Genomic DNA, 19,249 nt, shown 5'->3' on the forward strand with positions numbered 1-19,249 from the left:
TCAAAGGAGGACGTGATGGGTGCATTCGAGGCGGGCCGGGCAGATGTGGTGATCGTGGGGGCGGGCCATGGCGGGGCCCAGGCCGCCATTGCGCTGCGCCAGAACGGATTTGCCGGTTCGATCCTGGTGATCGGTCGGGAACCTGAACTCCCCTACGAACGCCCGCCGCTCTCCAAGGAATACCTCGCCCGCGAAAAGACCTTCGAGCGGATCATGATCCGCCCGGCGGCCTTCTGGGAAGACAAGGCCATCGAGATGGCGCTCGGCCACGAAGTCGTCGCGGTCGATCCCGATGCGCGCGTCCTGCGCACCGCCGACGGCGCGACGGTCAGCTATGGCGACCTGATCTGGGCCACGGGCGGCGACGCGCGCCGCCTGTCCTGCGCCGGCCACGATCTGGCCGGGGTCCACGGTGTACGCACCCGTGCCGATGCCGACCGCCTGATGGCCGAACTGGATGCCGGGGCCAAACGCGCCATGGTCATCGGTGGCGGCTATATCGGGCTTGAGGCGGCTGCCGTGCTGACCAAGTTCGGCGCCCATGTCACCCTGCTCGAAGCCCTGCCCCGCGTGCTCGCGCGCGTGGCGGGCGAGGCGCTCTCGACCTTCTATCAGGACGAGCACCGCGCCCACGGCGTCGACTTGCGCACGCAAGTGGCGGTCGATTGCCTCGAAGGCGCGGACGGCAAGGTGACGGGCGTGCGTCTGGCCGATGGCAGCGTCCTGCCCGCCGATCTGGTGATCGTGGGCATCGGCATCATCCCGCAGGTCGGCCCGCTGCTGGCCGCGGGCGCGGCGGGCGGCAATGGCGTCGATGTCGACGAATTCTGCCGCACCTCACTGCCCCATGTCTATGCCATCGGCGATTGCGCGGCCCATGCCAATGCCTTTGCGCAAGGCGCGGTGATCCGTCTGGAATCGGTCCAGAACGCCAACGACCAGGCCACCGTGGCAGCCAAGGCGATCTGCGGCGCGCCCGTGCCCTACAAGGCCACCCCGTGGTTCTGGTCGAACCAGTACGACTTGCGCCTCCAGACCGTGGGCCTCTCGACCGGCCACGACGAAGCCGTCCTGCGCGGCGATCCGGCCACGCGCAGCTTCTCGGTGGTCTACCTCAAGAACGGCAAAGTCATCGCGCTCGACTGCGTGAACATGGTCAAGGACTATGTGCAGGGCAAGAAGCTGGTCGAAACCGGCGCCGCGCTGTCGGCTGCGCAACTGGCCGATGCCGGCGTTCCCCTCAAGGACATGCTGGCGACCGCATAAACACCGCAGGCTGAGCCCGGCGAAACGCACCAAAAAAAGGGGGGCGAAGGAGTGTTTCTCCTTCGCCCCCTTTTTTGTTCACGCGATGCGGGATCGCGCGGGTTCGCGTCAGCCGGTGATGCCCGCCGCCGCCAGCACGGCCAGCGTCAGCAGGTCGGGCGCCGCCGAGGTCATCGGGGCGATCTGCACGGGCTTTTCCATGTTCAGCAGCATCGGGCCGATCATCGCGTTGCCGCCCAGTTCGCGCAGCAGCTTGGCCGAGATATTGGCCGATTGCAGGCCGGGCATGATCAGCACGTTGGCCGGGCCCGAGAGACGGCAGAACGGATAGGTTTCCATGATGCGCGGGTTGAGCGCGGCATCGGGAGCCATTTCGCCTTCATACTCGAAGCCGGGGTTGCGCTGGTCGAGAATCGCCACCGCATCACGCAGCGCGTCGAGCCACTTGCCGTAGGGGTTGCCGAACGTCGAATAGGACATGAACGCGACGCGCGGTTCGTGGCCCATGCGGCGCGCAACGGCCGCGGTTTCCATCGCGATGTCGGCCAGTTCCTGCGCGTTGGGGCGCTCGTTCACGGTCGTATCGGCAAGGAACACGGTGCGGTTCTTGCCGACCATCACGTGGATGCCGAAAGGCAGCGTGCCCGGCTTGGGTTCGAGAACGCGGCGGATCTCGTTCATGGTCTGGGCGAACGGACGCGTCGTGCCCGAGATCATGGCATCGCCATGGCCCAGCGCCAGCAGGAGCGAGGCGAACACGTTGCGGTCGTTGTTGACCATGCGGCGCACGTCGCGCTCAAGGTAACCCCGGCGCTGGAGACGCGGATAGAGATAGTCCACCATGTCTTCGAGCAGCGGCGAAACCGACGAGTTGTGGATCTCGAAGCTGGAGGGGTTGGACACGCCCAGCTCGGCCAGCTTGTCGAGCACGGCCTGCGTGCGGCCCACCAGAACCGGCGTGCCATAGCCGAAATCGCGATACTGGATCGCGGCGCGCAGCACCACTTCCTGTTCGGCCTCGGCAAAGATCACCCGCTTGGGCGACTGCTTGACGCTGGCATAGACGTTGGTGAGGACCGAGGTGGTCGGGTTGAGGCGGGCCTTGAGGCTTTCGCGATAGGTCTCGAAATCCTCGATGTTCTTGCGGGCCACGCCCGAATCCATCGCCGCCTTGGCCACCGCCGAAGACACCACTTCCATCAGGCGCGGGTCGAAGGGAGCCGGGATGATGTAGTCGAGGCCGAACTGGTGGTTCTTGCCATAGGCCGCGGCGACTTCCTCGGGGACCGGCTCGCGCGCGAGTTCGGCGATGGCGGTGGCTGCCGCGATCTTCATTTCTTCATTGATCGCGGTCGCCTGAACGTCGAGCGCGCCACGGAAGATATAGGGGAAGCCCAGGACGTTGTTGACCTGGTTGGGATAGTCCGAACGGCCCGTGGCGATCACGCAGTCGGGGCGGACGGCCTTGGCGGCGTTGGGGTTGATCTCGGGATCGGGGTTGGCCATCGCGAAGATGATCGGCTGGGGCGCCATGTTCTTGACCCATTCGGGCTTGAGCGCATCCGCCGCCGAGAGGCCGAGGAAGATGTCGGCGCCGACCAGTGCCTCTTCGAGCGTGCGGGCAGGGGTATCGATCGCATGCGCGCTCTTCCACTGGTCCATGCTGTCGGTGCGGCCCTGGTAGATCGTGCCCGAACGGTCGCACATGATCACGTTGTCGTGACGCACGCCCATGGCCTTGATCAGCTCGGTGCAGGCAATCGCCGCCGCGCCCGCGCCGTTGACCACGACCTTGACTTCCGACATCGCGCGGTTGGTCAGGTGGCAGGCGTTGAGCAGGCCGGCTGCGGTGATGATCGCGGTGCCGTGCTGGTCATCGTGCATGACCGGAATCTTCAGGCGCTCGCGCAGGGCCTGTTCGATGATGAAGCATTCGGGGGCCTTGATGTCTTCAAGGTTGATCCCGCCAAAGCTGGGTTCCATGAGCGCGACGGCCTCGATGAAGGCATCGGGGTCTTCGGTGGCCAGTTCGATGTCGATCGAGTCGACGTCGGCAAAGCGCTTGAACAGCACCGCCTTGCCTTCCATCACCGGCTTGGAAGCCAGTGCGCCCAGATTGCCCAGGCCCAGGATCGCGGTCCCGTTGGAGATCACCGCAACGAGGTTGCCCTTGGCGGTATAGTCGTAGGCCGTCGCCGCATTCTCGGCGATGGCCAGAACCGGCACGGCCACGCCCGGCGAATAGGCCAGGCTCAGGTCGCGCTGGGTGGCCATGGGCTTGGAGGCGATGATCTCGATTTTGCCCGGCCGGATCGTGTTGTGGTAGAAAAGCGCTTCGCGTTCAGTGAAACGGACGTTGCTTTCCTCAGACATTCGCACTCTCCCGGCAAACTGGAAAAATTACCGCCTGCCCCCTTGCACATTCGTATGCTCTAGGGAAGTCGAATGCGTGCAAGCACATGCACAAAATGCATGAGCCGATGAATGCCTCAATCCGCAGCACCGGGCCGGAACAGGCCGACAAGGGTGGCCAGCCGCGCCATCAGCACCGGGTTTTCGCCCGGCCCGTCCTGCCCCAGCCGCACCACCACCAGCTTGCGCGAGGGACTGGCCAAAACCACCTGCCCGCCTTCGCCCAGCGCGGCAATCAGGTCGCGCGGGCCCTGATCGGGGAAGAGTCTGGCCTGCCCGTGGGTGGGCTCGCGGTTGAGCCAGACCCCCGCGCCATACTGCTTCTCGCGCGGCGAGGGAGAGGCCATGAAATCGATCCACTGGCGGGGCACCAGTTGCGCGCCATGCACCGCCCCCCGGTTGCGCAGGAACTCGCCAAAGCGGGCATAATCGCGCGCGGTGCCATCGATCATCGCCCCGCCGTTCATCGTGCCCCCCGCATCGTAGGAGGCCACGATGCCGCGCATGGCGACCGGTTCGAACAGGCGCGTGCGCAAGTAATCGGCCACCGCCCGGCGCCGCGCGTCCGGGTCGCCATCGGGCGCCAGAACCCGCGCGGCCAGATCGGCCAGGATCACCCCGCTGGCCGCCCCGCCCGCGTCGCCCCCGGCAACCTGATCGGAATCGTCGCCGCTCCAGTGCGCGCCCGGTTCGGCGGCCAGCGGCTGGTCCTCGGCGGCGCGGGCCATGTCGTCGCGGCCCGAGCCGAACAGCATGCGCGCATCATCGTCCGGTCCCTGCCGGAGCCCGGCCCGCATCTGCAACAGATGGCGCAGCGTGATCTCGCCGCGCGGATCGCCCGGACGCTGCCAGGCGGGCACCGGCGCCGTCTCGTTGAGGCGCAGCCGCCCGTCGGACACCAGCATGCCGATCATCACCGCCGTGATCGCCCGCACGATGCCCCCTCCGGCCAGCCGGGTATTCTCGTGATAGCCATCGGCATAGCGTTCGGCCACGATGCGCCCGCCCTGCATGACCAGAACCGCGCGTGTTTCGCCGGGAATCCTGTTTGGCTGGCCGTTCTGCTGGCCGCCCTGCCTGTCCGTGCTGTCGCGGAACAGCGCATCGACCGCGCGGGCCAGCCGCTCGCGGTTCACCCCCGGATCGTCGATCACCGCCTTGAGCGCCTCGTCCGAAAGCGCGGGCGTGGTCGGCGCCGACGACGAACAGCCCGCGAGAAGAACTGGCGCAAGAGCCGGCACCACGATATGGGCCAGGTATCGGCGGGCCAGATACCGACAGGCAGGCAAAAGACGGAATCGCGGGGGGCTCAGCATGATCGCCCGGTCTTTCCACCAGAACGAATGCACATGGCAACCACCAAGCCTTCTTCACCCACAAATGATCCCCTCCATTCCGGAGGTCTCCCCGATGGGCGGGGCTCCGTGCATTCTCGCGGGCGGGGGCGGCTGGTGCGCGGGCTGGGCCTGCTGGCCCTGCTGGCGCTGGCAATCGGCGCGGCTTTCGTGATGCTGGTCTGGCGCCCGGCACAGGCGACCGCCCGGCTCGAAGCCGCCCGTGCCGCGCGCGTGGCCTGTTCGTGCCGCTATGTCGGCGGGCGGACGCTGGGCGATTGCGAGAAGGACATGCCCCCCGGACGCTTCCCCGTCTCGCTCTCGCAGGACCCGGCAGCCCATACCGTCACCGCCAGCGTGCCGCTGGCCGCCGCGCAGACCGCCACCTATCGCAAAGGCTGGGGCTGCCTGCTGCAACCCTGGCAGGACTAGGCGTCACCGACACGGGCAACGCACACCTGGCTTGCCCATGCAAACGCTGCGCGACGTTTGATCCATTTTCATCATCCCCGCGCAGGCGGGGATCCAGTTCCGACGCCTGCGCATGGTAACAAAGCCCGGAACAAGGCCCGGTATCTGGATTCCCGCCTGCGCGGGAATGACGAGCAAAATTATTGAAAATCAGATCTATCCGCGCGCCCACTCACATCCCGAGCGGTTCGCTGGGCTCGGTGCTTTCGATCCAGCCGCCGCCGACCACGCGCTCTCCGGCATAGATCACCGCCGCCTGTCCGGGCGCGACGCCATATTCGCTCTGGGCAAAGCGCAAGGTCGTGGCCGCGCCATCCCCCAGCGGTCCTTCCAGCGTGACCGGCACCGGCTTGGCCAGCGAGCGGACCTTGGCCGTCAGCGGCGTGCCATCGGTGGGCAACGGGCCGATGCGGTTGGTCTGCGTGATCCGCGCGGCGGCCACGCCGAGCAGCGCGCGCGGGCCGACCAGCACGCGGGCCCCCTCGGCATCGATCCCCACGACATAGAGCGGCTCGGGCTGGCCGCCGATCTCCAGCCCCCGGCGCTGGCCGACGGTATAGTGGATCACCCCCTGATGGGCGCCGAGCACCTCTCCGGTGCGGGCATGGACGATGGGCCCCGCCCGCACGCCCTCGGGCCGCACGCTGCGCACGATCTTGGCATAGTCGCCGTCGGGCACGAAGCAGATGTCCTGGCTGTCGGGCTTGGCCGCCACGCCCAGCCCCATGGCCTGCGCCAGCGCGCGCACTTGCGGCTTGGGCATGCCGCCGAGCGGGAAACGCAGGAATTCGAGTTGCTCCTGCGTGGTGCCATAGAGAAAATAGCTCTGGTCGCGGGCCGGATCGGCGGCGCGGTGGAGCCGCGCACCGGTTTCGTGTTCTACCCGCCGGACATAGTGCCCGGTCGCCAGACAATCGGCCCCCAGTTCGCGCGCCATGGCCAGCAGGTCGGTAAACTTGGGCCCCATGTTGCAACGGATGCAGGGAATCGGCGTGCGCCCGGCCAGATAGTCGTCGGCAAAGCGCTCGACCACGTCCTCACGAAAACGCGACTCATGATCAAAGACATAGTGGGCAATGCCCAGCCGGTCGGCCACGGCGCGCGCGTCGCGGATGTCGTCGCCCGCACAGCAGGCGCCCTTGCGCCCGGTAGCCGCACCATAATCGTACAATTGCAAAGTGACGCCGATCACTTCCGCGCCGCTCGCGGCTGCCAGCCCGGCCACCACCGAGCTGTCCACCCCGCCCGACATGGCCACCACGATTCGCCGCTCGCGCGCAGGGGCGGGAAGGTCGAACAAGGCAAAGGGATCGGCCAGATCACCGAAATCCGGGACGAACGGAGTGCCCCCGGACGCGGGCTCGGAAGTGGGCACAGGGCAGGACGGAATAGACTTCATCCCCCGCCCATAGGCGTTTTGGCCCCCGGTTTCAGCGCAAAAATGGGGGACAGCGCCCCCGCGCCGGACCCGAATGGCTAATTTTTTGTAAAGACGGACTTTACATTCCTTTATCCCTATTCTGATTATGAAGGGCCCATGGACATGGGCTTTGACGATCTGCGCGGGTTTACCGGCACTGAAATCGTCCCCGTGCTGCGCGAGCTGCACTGGGGGGAATTCTGCGCCCGGCTGAGCGCCGCACAGGACCTGCGCCGACTGGCACAGGCCGTTTCCCGCGCGCCGACGGGCAGCCCTGTCCGGGCCAGTTTCCACCCGGAAGCGGCCCGGATGCTGCTGGAACCGAAGCATGAAGGCGCCGTTAACCCAACCTCTTCAACGAATGGCAAAGTGGAGGAAAGCACAAAGGTGATGAAGCCACGCAGGCCGTCCCCACCGCCCTACGGCGGGCTGACCCGACGGGAGCTGTCATGATCGAAAACCAGAAAATCAGGCCGGCACAGGTCATTGGCCCCTTGGGCGAACCCCTGACGCTGGAAAACCTGCCTCCCGCCAACACGTCTCGCTGGGTCGTGCGGCGCAAGGCCGAAGTCGTCGCGGCCGTCAATGGCGGACTGTTGACGATCGACGAGGCTTGCGAACGCTATGGCCTGACTCTCGAGGAGTTCGCCTCGTGGCAGCGTGCGGTCGATCGCTCGGGCATGCAGGGCCTGCGCGTGACCCGCATCCAGCACTATCGCGACCTTTACGAGCGCCAGCTCAAGTATTGATCCCTATCCGGCGCCCCGCCTTCCCGGTGGTGCCATCCCGCAGACAAACGACCGCACGGGGCCCGACCTCCGTGCGGTCGTTGTCGTTTTGAACCGTGGAAGCCCCCCCTTCAGCCATTTCTTCTTAAGCCGGTCTTCGTTTCAGGAATACCCCCCTGCCCTTTTGGGCATGCGCTGCGCCGAACGTCGTTTGTCGAGGCCTGATTGCAACTGGTCGTATCGACCGCTAATGATCTGCTAAACGCTGGCAGGGAAAGGAACCTTTTCCGTCGCCTCGCCATCAGGCCGCGCCTTGCCCGTTTCCGGGCAGGACACGGCCCTCAGCGGGCTGTGGTCGGGCAAGGTGCCATGAACCGGAAAAAGCGCCCATGCGGCGTCGATCCAGGGTAGCATGCATTATCCGGCGGGGCGCCGTTCAGGGCCTCCTTCCGGCACTGTGGGGGACGTGGCCCTGACCGACCGGCGCGCACATCGGGCGCCGTCCCGGCCAGTGGTCGGGGAGGCATTTCTGCTGGACAAGACGCGACAGACCGAGACCATCACCGGAACGCCCCCTGCCACCGCAGAGGGGCTGGAGATCGATGGTGCGCCCCGTGGCCCGCGCCGCCGGGGCCGCCTGATCGCCGCTGGCGTCGCCGTGGTGGCGTTGCTGGCGCTCGGCTGGGGCGTGATGCACCACAAGCCGGCCACCGATGCGGCAGCCTCGGCCAAGGCGCAGGCCCAGACCGTGACCGTGATCATCCCGACCCAGCAATCGGTCGAGGCGACGGTCGTTGCCAGTGGCGTGATCGCCGCCAAGCGCGAGATGCCCGTGGGCATCGCGGGCGAAGGCGGCCGCGTGACGAGCGTGCTGGTCGACGCGGGCACATGGGTCCATGCCGGACAGGTTCTCGCCGTGGTCGACCGCTCGGTCCAGGTCCAGCAGGTGGCCAGCCAGGCCGCCGGGGTCGAGGTTCAGGAAGCCAATGCCCGCCTTGCCCAGAACAACCTCGACCGTGCGCGGCAGCTCGTCGCCAAGGGCTTCATCTCCAAGGCCGACATCGACCAGCTGACCGCCACGCGCGACGCTGCCGTCGCGCAAGTGCGCGTGGCCCGCGCCTCGCTCGGCCAGATGCGCGCGACCACCGCCCGCCTCAACATCCTGGCCCCTGCCGATGGCCTCGTGCTCACCCGCGGGGTCGAGCCCGGCCAGATCGTCAGCTCGGGCAGCGGCACGCTGTTCCGCATGGCCAAGGACGGCCAGCTCGAAATGCAGGCGCGCCTCGCCGAAGTGGATTTGGCCCGCATGCACGAAGGCGTCGTCGCCACGGTCACCCCGGTGGGCACCACGCGGACCTTCCAGGGCACCGTCTGGCAGGTCGCCCCCACCATCGACCCCAACACGCGCGAGGGCATCGCCCGCATCGCCCTGCCCTTCGACCCCGCGCTGCGCCCCGGCGGCTTTGCCAGCGCCGAGATCGTCAGCGGCACGCTGAGCGCGCCGATCCTGCCCGAATCCGCGATCCTGAGCGACGAGAAGGGCAGCTATGTCTACATCGTCGACGCCGCCGACAAGGTCGTGCGCCGCCCGGTGAAGATCGGGCAGGTCACCGCCAAGGGCATCATCGTGCGCGAGGGGCTAGCCGGAGACGAACGCGTCGTGCTGCGCGCCGGGGGCTTCCTCAACCCCGGCGACCTCGTCCGCCCCGTCATCAGCCACTGAGCAAGCCCTGCACGCGCGGCCTTTGAAACCGCGTCGCCCTTGAAGGGGAACGGCCATGAACTTTCGCAATCTGTCGGCCTGGTCGATCCGCAACCCGGTCGTTCCCATCGTGCTGTTCCTCGGGCTCACGCTGGCCGGTCTGGTCTCCTTCATGATGATGAAGGTGCAGGACCAGCCCGACATCGAATTCCCGATGGTGATCGTCACCATCAGCCAGCCCGGCGCCGCCCCGACCGAAATCGAGACCCAGATCACCCAGCGTATCGAAAGCGCGGTGCGCACGATCGCCGGGGTCGACACGATCACCTCGACCGCATCGGAAGGCTCCAGCCAGACGATGGTCCAGTTCAAGATCGGGACCGACATCAACGGCGCCGTCGCCGAAGTGAAGAACTCGGTCGACCAGGTACGCGGCGACCTGCCCGACGGCATTCTCGAACCCCAGGTCGCCAAGGCCGAAACCTCGTCCGATCCGATTGCCTACTGGGCCGTCTCGGCCGACGACATGACCATCGAGCAGCTCTCGTGGTTCGTCGACGATACACTGGCCAAGCGCCTGCTGGCCATTCCCGGCATGGCCGAGGTCACCCGTGCGGGCGGCGTCACCCGCGAGATCGCGGTCACGCTCGATCCGATGCGGATGAAGTCGTTCGGGGTCACCGCCAGCCAGGTCAATGCCGCGCTGCGTGCGGTCAACCTCAATGCCGCCGGTGGCCGCGCCGAAGTGGCCGGGGCCCGCCAGTCGGTGCGCGTGCTGGGCAATGCCGCCTCGGCCTATGCGCTGGGCAAGACCCAGATCGCGATGCCCAATGGCCGGGTGATCCGCCTGTCCGACGTGGCCAATGTCCACGACAGCTACAGCGAGATCACCTCGATCGCCAAGTTCGACGGCAAGCCGGTGGTCACCTTCTCCATCGCCCGCGCGCGCGGCGAATCCGATGTGAGCGTCTACGATGCCACCATCAAGGAACTGGAGAAGATCTCGGCCGAACAGGGCCACAAGATCCGCTTCACCCAGCTGTTCACCAGCGTCGACTACACCAAGCAGCAATACCGCACCTCGATTTCCTCGATGGTCGAGGGCGCGGTGCTGGCGGTGATCGTGGTGTTCTTCTTCCTGCGCGACTGGCGCGCGACGTTCGTCTCGGCCATCGCCATCCCGCTCTCGGCGATCCCGACGTTTGCGGTCATGCACCTGATCGGCTTCACCCTCAACACGATGTCGCTGCTCGCGCTCGGCCTCGTGGCAGGCGTGCTGGTCGACGACGCCATCGTCGAGATCGAGAACATCGTGCGGCACATCCGCATGGGCAAGACCCCGTACCAGGCCGCCATCGACGCGGCCGACGAAATCGGGCTGGCGGTCGTCGCCACGACCTTCTCGATCGTCGCGGTGTTCCTGCCGGTGGGCCTGATGCCGGGCATCTCGGGCCAGTTCTTCAAGAACTTCGGGATCACCGTGGTCGTCGCGGTGCTCTTCTCGCTGCTCGTGGCGCGCATGATCACCCCGATGATCGCCGCCTATTTCCTCAAGCGCGACCAGCGCGACATCCCCCATGGCGAGGGGCCGATGATGGACCGCTACATGGGCGTGCTGCGCTGGTCGCTCGATACCAGCCGCGCGGCGGCCTATCGCGCGGCCCATCCGCGCCGCTGGCTGCGCGCACGCCTGCGCGACCACCGCCTGTGGATGATGGGGCTGGGCCTGCTGGCCCTGGTGATGACGGGCGCGATGTTCGTGCTGATCCCCAGCCAGTTCTTCCCCGATACCGACAGCGACTTCAGCACGATCAACATCGAGATGGTGCCGGGCACCACGATCGAGCAGACCGCAGCCAAGACCGACGAAGTCTATGCCATCGTCAAACAGCAACCCGAAGTCGCGGTCGCCCTCGAACGGATCAAGGAAGGCAGCGGCCGCGTCATCATCACCTTGCGCAAGGACCGCGCGCGCACCAGCATGGAATTCGAGCGCGCGCTGACCTTGCGCCTGCAACAGGTGGCCGACGCGCGCGTCACCTTCTCCGATCCCAACAGCAATGGCGGCCCCGGATCGGGCCGGGCGATCAGCGTGATGCTTTCGGGCTCGGACCCGGACCAGCTCCAGCGCACCGCGCAAGTGCTGGTCCAGCAGATGAGCGCCCTCAAGACCGTCGTCGCCCCGCGCATCAGCGCCGACTTGCGCCGCCCCGAAATCGTCATCACCCCCCACCTCGACCTCGCCGCCTCGCTGGGGATCACCACCCAGGCGCTCAGCCAGACGATCCGCATCGCCACCCAGGGCGAGATCGACATGAACAGCGCCAAGTTCTCGCTGTCCGACCGTCAGGTGCCGATCCGCGTCAAGCTGCCCGAGGATTCGCGCCGCGACCTCTCGACGCTCGAAAACCTCCCCGTCCAGACCGCCACCGGGTTCTCGGTTCCGCTCGCGCGCGTGGCCTCGATCGGCTTCGGCTCGGGCCCGACCACGATCCAGCGCTACAACCAGAGCCGCCGCGTCTTCGTCGGGGCCGACCTGCCGCCGGGCGTCGCCAAGGGCACCGCGATGGCCCAGATCGCCAAGCTGCCGATCCTCAACGCCCTGCCCACCGGCGTTTCCAACGCGCCCGCCGGGGCCGACCGCTGGCAGCAGGAGATGCTCACCAACTTCTTCATCGCGCTGGCCACGGGCGTGTTGCTGGTGTTCTCGGTGCTGGTGCTGCTCTACCACCGCTTCATCTCGCCGCTGGTCAACATGGGCTCGCTGTTCCTCGCCCCGCTGGGCGGGCTGCTGCTGCTCGCGCTGGTCGGCCAGACGCTCAGCCTGCCGGTCTTCATCGGCGTGCTGATGCTGTTCGGCATCGTGGCCAAGAACTCGATCCTGCTGATCGACTTCGCGATCGAGGAAATGGGCACCGGCAAACCCAAGCAGGCCGCCATCATCGAGGCCGGGCACAAGCGCGCCCAGCCTATCGTGATGACCACCGTGGCCATGGTTGCCGGCATGGTCCCCACCGCCATTTCGGTGGGCGGCGATGCGGGCTGGCGCGCGCCGATGGGCACCGTGGTGATCGGCGGCCTCACGCTCTCGACCCTGCTCACGCTGGTGATCGTGCCAGCCGGTTTCAGCCTCGCCGACGGGTTCGAAAAGCGGATCGGCCCCATGCTCGCCCGCCTGTTCCTGACCCACGAGGGGCATGATGAAGCGGACAGGGCCGCGCTTTCTGCTGGGAACCACAGGAACGATGGGGCATTCCCGGCGGAGTGACCCTGCCCCGACAAACCTCCCCCGCCCCGAACTCCCACGCCCCAACCTCCCCCGCCCATGCGTCCCGTGAAACGCGCCTGATCGCAACCGGATTGCTGCTGGCCATGGCCGGCCTGTTCCTCCTCGCCCGGACCATGATCCAGACGGGGGGAGGGATCGGGGGATGGATGGGCTGGGGCTATCTGCGCGCCTTTGCCGAGGCCGCGATGGTGGGCGGGCTGGCCGACTGGTTTGCCGTCACCGCGCTGTTCCGCCGCCCGCTCGGCCTGCCGATCCCGCACACCGCGATCATACCGGAGAACAAGGACCGCATCGCCGATGCGCTGGCCGGGTTCCTCCAGTCCAATTTCCTCACCCCGCAAGTGGTCGCCCGGCGCATGGCCGGGCTCGACGTGGCGGGGCTGGCGGGCAGCTTCCTGACCGCCCCGCGCGGGGGGCCACGGGGCGGACAGAGCCGCATCGCCGCAGGCGCAGCCAGCCTGATCGGCGACGTGCTCGAATCGCTCGACCGCGAGAAGCTGGGCGGCATGGCCAAGCAGGCCCTGCGCCAGCAGATCACGCGGATCGACCTGGCCCCACTGCTGGGCCGCATGCTCCACGCGATGATCGCCGACGGACGCCACCTGCCCCTGATCGAGGCCCTGCTGGTCAAGACCGCGCAGACCCTCGAAGCCAATGAAGGCCTGCTGCGCACGATGATCCACGAGCGCGCCAACGCCCTCGTGCGGTGGATCAAGCTCGACGAGCGACTCGCCAACACGATCCTCGACGGGATCTACAAGCTTCTGGCCGAAGCCGTCGTCGATCCGGCCCACCCGCTGCGGGTCAAGATCGCCGAGGGACTGGAGACGCTCGCCCACGATCTGGTCGAAAATCCGGCCATGCGCGCCCGGATCGACGCGATGAAGGCCGAGGCGCTGGCCAATCCGGCCTTTGCCGACTGGCTCGAAGCCCTGTGGGAGCGCCTGCGCACGGGCCTGCTGCGCGCGGTGCGCAGCCCCGGCGGCACGCTTGGCGGGCAACTGGGCATGGGGCTGGCCGAAGCCATGACCGATCTGGGCCGCGCCCTTCAGGACGACGCGCGCCTGCGCCTGCTGATCAACCGCTTTTCCCGCCGCACCATGGTCGGCATCGCCAGCCGCTATGGCGGGCAGATCGTCCGGCTGGTCTCCGAAACGATCCGCCGCTGGGACGCCCGGACCGTCACCAACCGCATCGAAAGCGCGGTGGGCCGCGACCTTCAGTTCATCCGCATCAACGGCACGCTGGTGGGCGGGCTGGTCGGCCTCATGCTCCACACGCTCGACCAGCTTCTCTGACCGGCCCTCAGGCGCCTTCTTGTGGGGCCGGGCGCAATACTTTCGAGACCAGCGCCTGCGACACCCCCAGAACCCGCGCGATCCCGACCTGGGTCAACCCCTTGGCCCGCAACTCGCGGATCATCGCATTGCGGTTTTCGCGCGGGGACAATGGCCCGTTCAGGCTGCTGGCTGCGGCAAGGGCCGGGCCGATCAGTTCGCGCGTGGAAACCCGGCCATCATGGGCCGTCACACGCAGGCGGGCGAGACCCAGCCCCTTGTCGATGGCCAGTTCAAAACGGGCAATCGCCGGATCGGCCAGCATGGCCTCGCACAGGCCGCGCACCTCGTCTTCGAGACTGGTGCCCTCGCCCTTCGCCGCATTCTTGCGCTTCTTGCCCATGGCGCCCCCCCTTTGCGCGATCCGGCCAGCCGATCCGCAAGTGATGAATTATGAAATATTCATCATATCACGAATTCTTCGTCACTCCAGTCGCCCGGCGCGATGGCCATGCTCAGGCGCGCGCGCGTGCCCGGCAGCGCCGCCCCCGGTCGCATCGGCTCATACCCCAGTTCGGCCCCGCGCGAACGGGTGAGCGCGCCGATCAGCCGCGTGCCCAGCCCCGTGCCGCGCACGCTGCCATCATCGGGCATCCCCTGCCCGGTATCTTCGACCGTCAATTCCAGCCGCATGCCCGCCGACGGATCCTCGCCCGGCATGAGCCGCAGCGAAAGCCACACATCACCTTCGCCATCAGCGGGATAGGCATATTTGCAGGCATTGCCGACCAGTTCATTGGCAACCAGCCCGATGGTCACCGCCAGATCGGTCCGCAAGCGCAGCGGGTCGGCCACGACATGGACCCGGCGCGCGCGCTGCGTGGTCCAGGCCTCGCCCATGTCCTGTGCCAGGGCCGCCAGATAATCGTCGATGGCGACGAATTCGACATCGTTGCTGGTATAGAGGCGCCGGTTGACCTGCGCGATCGTGCCGATGCGCTGGTGCGCCCGCTGCAAGGCCTCGCGCGCGGCATCGCTCTCGACACTGCGCGCCTGCATCGAAACAAAGGCCATGACCATCTGGAGGTTGTTCGCCACGCGGTGGTTGACCTCGTGCAGCAGCGCTTCGAGCCGGGCATTGCTGGCGCGCAGATCATCCTGCGCCTTGTCGCGCGCGCGGCGCAGGGCCGATGCTTCGAGCACTTGCGCGAAACTCTGCGCGAGGAGATCGCAGAAATCGTCGCCCACCGCCTTGACCACATAGTCCTGCGCGCCGGACTTGAGCGCGGCAACCGCAATGCGGCTTTCCTCCGAGCCGGTGACATAGACCACCGGCGGACAATCGGGCAGCCCGCGCAGCGCCTCAAGCGTCGAAAGCCCGTCGCGCCCCGGCATGTAGTGATCGACCGCGACCAGATCGAAGCCGCCCCCCGCCGTCAGCGCCAGCCCCTCGTCGCCATCGGCGGCAGTGGTGACGGCATAGCCCTTGCGGGACAGCACGCGGGCGACGAGGCGCCGGAGCCCCTCATCGTCGTCGATATAGAGAATGCGGGGTTGGTGCTGGTTCAAGCCCCCTCCGCGTCCGGGATCTGGATGACCGAGAGAAACAGCCCCAGCTGGCGGATCGCGTCGGCAAAGCTTTCGTAGTTCACCGGCTTGGTGATGTAGACATTGCAGCCCAGATCGTAGCAGCGCTGGATTTCCACCTTGTCGTCGGTGGTGGTGAGCACGACGACCGGGGTCCGCCGCAGCGCGCCTTGCGCCCCCTTGATCCGCGCGAGGATGTCGATCCCGCTCATGTCGGGCAGGTTGAGATCGAGCAGGACCAGCGCCGGGCCGTTGTGGGTGGGCCCTTCGGCCCCGTCGAGCAGGAACGCGAGCGCCGAAGTGCCATCGACGAAGTGATGGATCTGGTTGGAAATACCGGCCCGGCGGATGTTCTTCTCGATCAGGCGGGCATGGCCTTCATCGTCCTCGATCATCACGATATTGACGGGACGCTGCTTATCCATTGGCTTCGACGCCTTTCCATTCCAGAGGCAGATTGACCCGGAACGTGGCCCCCTGCCCCAGTTCCGAAACCACTTCGATCAATCCCCCAAGGCGATAGGCAAGCGCACGGACATGCGCAAGACCGATGCCCTCACCCGGTTGGTCCTGAACGCCCGAGCGGCGAAACAGGTCGAAGATGCGTTCATGATCCTTGGCAGCAATGCCGCGCCCGTTGTCGATCACCTCGATGATCGCGCGGCCCCGCCGGGCCTCCCCGCGCACGGTGATCTGGCCGGGCCGTCCGGGCATCAGGTACTTGAGCGCGTTTTCCATGAGGTTGGAGAGAATCTGTTCGAGCGCCATGCGGTCGCTCACCATGACCGGCAGGCTCTCGATGGTCAGCGTGGTGCCGGTCTCGGTCAGGCGGTGCTGCATCGTCTCGCCAATCCCGCGCACGAGCGCGCCCAGTTCGATCCGCTCGGGCGCCAGAGTGCGCCGCCCCTCGCGCGAGAGGCGCAGGATCGCATTGATCAGGCGGTCCATCTTCTGGGTCGAACTGCGAATGAAACCGATGGCCTCGGGCAGGTCCTCGTCGATCGCGCAGCGCACTTCCTCGCGCGAGGGGCTTGGCATGGGCGCGGGCAGATCGCCCTCCCCCGGATTCGAGGCATGGAGCGCGCGGGCCAGAACCTGCGTGGCGGCTTCCAGTTCGGCGGTGAAGCCCATCACGTTGACCAGCGGCGAGCGCAAGTCGTGGCTGACGATATAGGCAAAGCGCTGGATCTCGGCATTGGCGCGCTGCAATTCGACCGTGCGCGAATCGACCAGCCGCTCCAGATCGGCATTGAGCACCCCCAGTTCGATCCGCGAGGCGCGCAAGTCGCGCAGCGTGCGCCGAACCAGCCCGATCGTCACGATCGCCACCAGCGCGATCAGCACGCCGGTGATCGTGACGACCAGGTTGAAGCTGCGCAGGCTGCGGCTCTGGCGGCCCTCGCGGTCGCGCAGGAGGCCATGCTCTTCGTCGAGCATCGTATCGGCCAGACGGCGCATTTCGCGGATGCGCAAGACCGAAGGATCGTGGAAGAAATCCTGTGCCCGAAGCGGCCCCGCCTGCAAGCCTCTCTGGCGTTCAGCGGCCTGAGAGGCGGCATAGTCTGCCAGCAACGTCCGCATCCGGGCCACGTTGGCCACCTGATCGGGGTTGTCGACCGTCAACGCGCCGAGCATGCCCAGATCGGCCTCGGCCCCGGCACGGGCCTTGTCGACCATGCCATCGAACTTGGGATCGCCACTGATCAGGCCACCGCGCCGGGCGGTTTCCATGCGCTCCGCCTTGCTGGCGAAGGCGCCGATGCGGGCCTGCACTTCGAGCGTATGGGCCACCCAGCGCTCGTTGTCGGTATTGCTCCGCTGGATCCACAGCGCCATGCCCACCGCCACAAGCAGCGCCAGAAAGCCGACACCCAGCAGCCAGAGAATGATACGGTTGACCCGGGCGTCGCGGCCCAGCGAGGCCAGATTCGTCGATTGCATCGCTTCCCTTCCAGCCCGCCTCAATGCTGCGGTGGCGCGAAAGTTCCCGTCACGCGTCCCCAAGTGACGCAAAAAAGGCGCCTCCCGCAAGCCCGTAAGGGAGCGGAAAGGCGCCTTTTTGCAACCGCGACCGGGGACGATCCCCGATTCCGGCCTCTTTATCGACGGTCAGACGACGCGACGAACCTTGTTGCGGTGCTGACCGGTCGTGGTGTTGCCGCGCGGGCGGAACCGACGCTTGGCCGCGCCTTCGGCCCCCGCGTCATGACGGCCGCCGTCATGACGCGGGCCTTCCTGACGGGCACCTTCGTGACGGGGGCCATCCGCACGGCGGCCTCCACCGTTACGGACGCCCTCGCTGCGGGGCCCTTCGTTGCGGCCCCCATCGCGACGCGCACCACCTTCACCGCGACCGCCATCACGGCGGCCCGCATCGCTGCGGCCCCCGTCGCGGCGACCGCCATCACGGCGACCATGGCCCTGTTCGCGGCGGCCCTCGTTTTCCTCGCCCGCCGGGCGACGGACCGGCGCGGGCAGGCGCGCGGCTTCGGCCAGGAAGTTCTCGGGCAGCGGCATGACTTCGGGCTTGACCTTGGTCAGGCGTTCGATGTCGCGCAGGTAAGGCTTTTCATCGGGCGCACAGAAGCTGATCGCCACGCCATCGGCCCCGGCGCGCGCGGTGCGGCCGATGCGGTGAACGTACTGTTCGGGCACGTTGGGCAGTTCGAAGTTGAACACATGGCTCACCCCCGAAACGTCGATGCCGCGCGCGGCGATGTCGGTGGCGACCAGAATCGGGCACGAACCCTGGCGGAAGGCTTCAAGCGCGGCGGTGCGCTGGGCCTGGCTCTTGTTGCCGTGGATCGCGCGGGCGTCGATGCCCGCCGCACCCAGATTGCGGGCCACGCGGTCGGCGCCGTGCTTGGTGCGGGTAAAGACGATGCCGCGGTCGAGTTCCTTGCTCGCCAGCATGCGGCGCACGGTCAGCGAAAGCAGCGCCTGCTTTTCGGGCTGGTTGAGGAAGCTCACATACTGTTCGACGCGCTCGGCCGTGGTCGACTGCGGCGCAACCTCGACACGGACCGGGTTCTTGATGAACTGCTTGCCCAGATCCTCGATCGACTTGGGCATGGTGGCCGAAAAGAACAGGCTCTGGCGCTTGGCGGGCAGCAGGTTGGCCACGCGCTTGAGCGCATGGATGAAGCCCAGGTCCATCATCTGGTCGGCTTCGTCGAGCACGAAGATCTCGGTGCGACCAATGGTCAGCGCGCGGCTGTCGATGAGGTCGAGCAGGCGGCCGGGGGTGGCGACGAGCACGTCGACGCCGGGCACCAGACGGCGGGCCTGCTTGCCGATGGGAATGCCGCCGAACACGCAATCGACCGAAAGCTTCAGGTTCTTGGCATAGCCCTTCATGTTCTCGGCGATCTGCGCGGCGAGTTCACGGGTGGGCGAGAGCACCAGCATGCGGCACGAGGCCGGCTTGCGGGGCTGCGGATCAGCCGCCAGGCGGTGGAGCGAGGGCAGCGCGAAGGCAGCGGTCTTGCCGGTGCCGGTCTGCGCGATGCCGAGGAGATCGCGCCCTTCGAGCAGCGCGGGAATCGACTGGCGCTGGATCGGGGTGGGATCGCTGTAGCCCTTGGTTTCGAGCGCACGAAGAATGGGCTCGGCAAGGCCAAGGTCGGAAAAATAGGACATGAAATTCCAATGCTTTCAAGTGCCTCCCGGAACATTGCAGCCAAACAGGGCCTGCAAACCGGGGCGCGGGTCGAACGTGCGACCCCTTGCGTGAATAGGGAGGCGGGTGGGGCACGATGCGCTT

At 67.2% G+C, this 19,249-nt stretch carries 15 protein-coding genes; 7 read left to right on the forward strand and 8 right to left on the reverse strand.

Annotated elements, in window-relative coordinates:
- Positions 1-15 precede the first annotated feature (15 nt).
- The gene (locus SBI20_RS10280; protein ID WP_317974947.1) at positions 16-1,266 is read left to right on the forward strand and encodes an NAD(P)/FAD-dependent oxidoreductase; all 1,251 of its coding nucleotides are present in this window, start codon (positions 16-18) and stop codon (positions 1,264-1,266) included.
- Between the two features lie 108 nt (positions 1,267-1,374).
- On the opposite strand, the gene SBI20_RS10285 is transcribed toward SBI20_RS10280, so the two are convergent.
- Positions 1,375-3,639 (reverse strand): NADP-dependent malic enzyme, encoded by a 2,265-nt coding sequence (locus tag SBI20_RS10285; protein ID WP_317974948.1) that lies wholly within the window; start codon positions 3,637-3,639, stop codon positions 1,375-1,377.
- A 116-nt stretch (positions 3,640-3,755) separates the two neighbouring features.
- Positions 3,756-4,994 (reverse strand): serine hydrolase domain-containing protein, encoded by a 1,239-nt coding sequence (locus SBI20_RS10290; RefSeq protein ID WP_317974949.1) that lies wholly within the window; start codon positions 4,992-4,994, stop codon positions 3,756-3,758.
- 108 nt (positions 4,995-5,102) lie between these two features.
- On the opposite strand from SBI20_RS10290, the gene SBI20_RS10295 reads away from it, so the two are divergent.
- On the forward strand, positions 5,103-5,444 hold the full coding sequence (locus tag SBI20_RS10295; protein WP_317974950.1) for a hypothetical protein: 342 nt from the start codon (positions 5,103-5,105) through the stop codon (positions 5,442-5,444).
- Between the two features lie 211 nt (positions 5,445-5,655).
- Here SBI20_RS10295 and mnmA read toward each other — a convergent pair whose 3' ends face one another.
- Positions 5,656-6,882, reverse strand: a complete 1,227-nt coding sequence (gene mnmA / locus SBI20_RS10300) for a tRNA 2-thiouridine(34) synthase MnmA (RefSeq protein ID WP_317974951.1) — start codon at positions 6,880-6,882, stop codon at positions 5,656-5,658.
- A 144-nt stretch (positions 6,883-7,026) separates the two neighbouring features.
- Here mnmA and SBI20_RS10305 point away from each other — a divergent pair, with 144 nt between their 5' ends.
- From SBI20_RS10305 to SBI20_RS10325, 5 genes are all read left to right on the forward strand, one after another.
- On the forward strand, positions 7,027-7,356 hold the full coding sequence (locus SBI20_RS10305) for a hypothetical protein (RefSeq protein WP_317974952.1): 330 nt from the start codon (positions 7,027-7,029) through the stop codon (positions 7,354-7,356).
- Positions 7,353-7,652, forward strand: coding sequence for a CtrA inhibitor SciP (gene sciP, locus SBI20_RS10310; RefSeq protein ID WP_317974953.1), 300 nt, complete (start codon positions 7,353-7,355; stop codon positions 7,650-7,652). The genes SBI20_RS10305 and sciP overlap by 4 nt, the downstream gene beginning before the upstream one ends.
- A 571-nt stretch (positions 7,653-8,223) precedes the next feature.
- Entirely contained in the window at positions 8,224-9,354 is a 1,131-nt protein-coding gene (locus tag SBI20_RS10315; RefSeq protein WP_317976101.1) for an efflux RND transporter periplasmic adaptor subunit, read from the forward strand.
- 55 nt (positions 9,355-9,409) lie between these two features.
- Positions 9,410-12,601: an efflux RND transporter permease subunit gene (locus SBI20_RS10320; protein ID WP_317974954.1), complete on the forward strand. Its 3,192-nt coding sequence runs from the start codon at positions 9,410-9,412 to the stop codon at positions 12,599-12,601.
- A 104-nt stretch (positions 12,602-12,705) separates the two neighbouring features.
- A complete protein-coding gene (locus SBI20_RS10325) occupies positions 12,706-13,920 on the forward strand; it encodes a DUF445 domain-containing protein (RefSeq protein WP_317974955.1) in 1,215 nt (404 codons plus the stop codon).
- A gap of 7 nt (positions 13,921-13,927) precedes the next feature.
- Here the strand turns inward: SBI20_RS10325 and SBI20_RS10330 are convergent, their stop codons facing one another.
- From SBI20_RS10330 to SBI20_RS10350, 5 genes are all read right to left on the reverse strand, one after another.
- Complete coding sequence (locus SBI20_RS10330) at positions 13,928-14,302, reverse strand: hypothetical protein (protein ID WP_317974956.1); 375 nt, start codon at positions 14,300-14,302, stop codon at positions 13,928-13,930.
- Between the two features lie 62 nt (positions 14,303-14,364).
- Positions 14,365-15,468, reverse strand: a complete 1,104-nt coding sequence (locus SBI20_RS10335) for a sensor histidine kinase (RefSeq protein WP_317974957.1) — start codon at positions 15,466-15,468, stop codon at positions 14,365-14,367.
- Positions 15,465-15,911 carry a response regulator gene (locus SBI20_RS10340; protein WP_317974958.1) on the reverse strand — a complete coding sequence of 149 codons (447 nt, stop codon included), beginning with the start codon at positions 15,909-15,911 and terminating at the stop codon, positions 15,465-15,467. The genes SBI20_RS10335 and SBI20_RS10340 overlap by 4 nt, the downstream gene beginning before the upstream one ends.
- Positions 15,904-17,427 carry a sensor histidine kinase gene (locus SBI20_RS10345; protein WP_317974959.1) on the reverse strand — a complete coding sequence of 508 codons (1,524 nt, stop codon included), beginning with the start codon at positions 17,425-17,427 and terminating at the stop codon, positions 15,904-15,906. Before SBI20_RS10345 ends, SBI20_RS10340 begins: the two co-directional genes overlap by 8 nt.
- A 168-nt stretch (positions 17,428-17,595) precedes the next feature.
- Positions 17,596-19,125, reverse strand: a complete 1,530-nt coding sequence (locus tag SBI20_RS10350; protein ID WP_317974960.1) for a DEAD/DEAH box helicase — start codon at positions 19,123-19,125, stop codon at positions 17,596-17,598.
- Positions 19,126-19,249 lie beyond the last annotated feature (124 nt).

It is taken from the genome of Novosphingobium sp. IK01 (genome assembly GCF_033242265.1).
In the GTDB taxonomy this organism is placed as follows: domain Bacteria; phylum Pseudomonadota; class Alphaproteobacteria; order Sphingomonadales; family Sphingomonadaceae; genus Novosphingobium; species Novosphingobium pituita.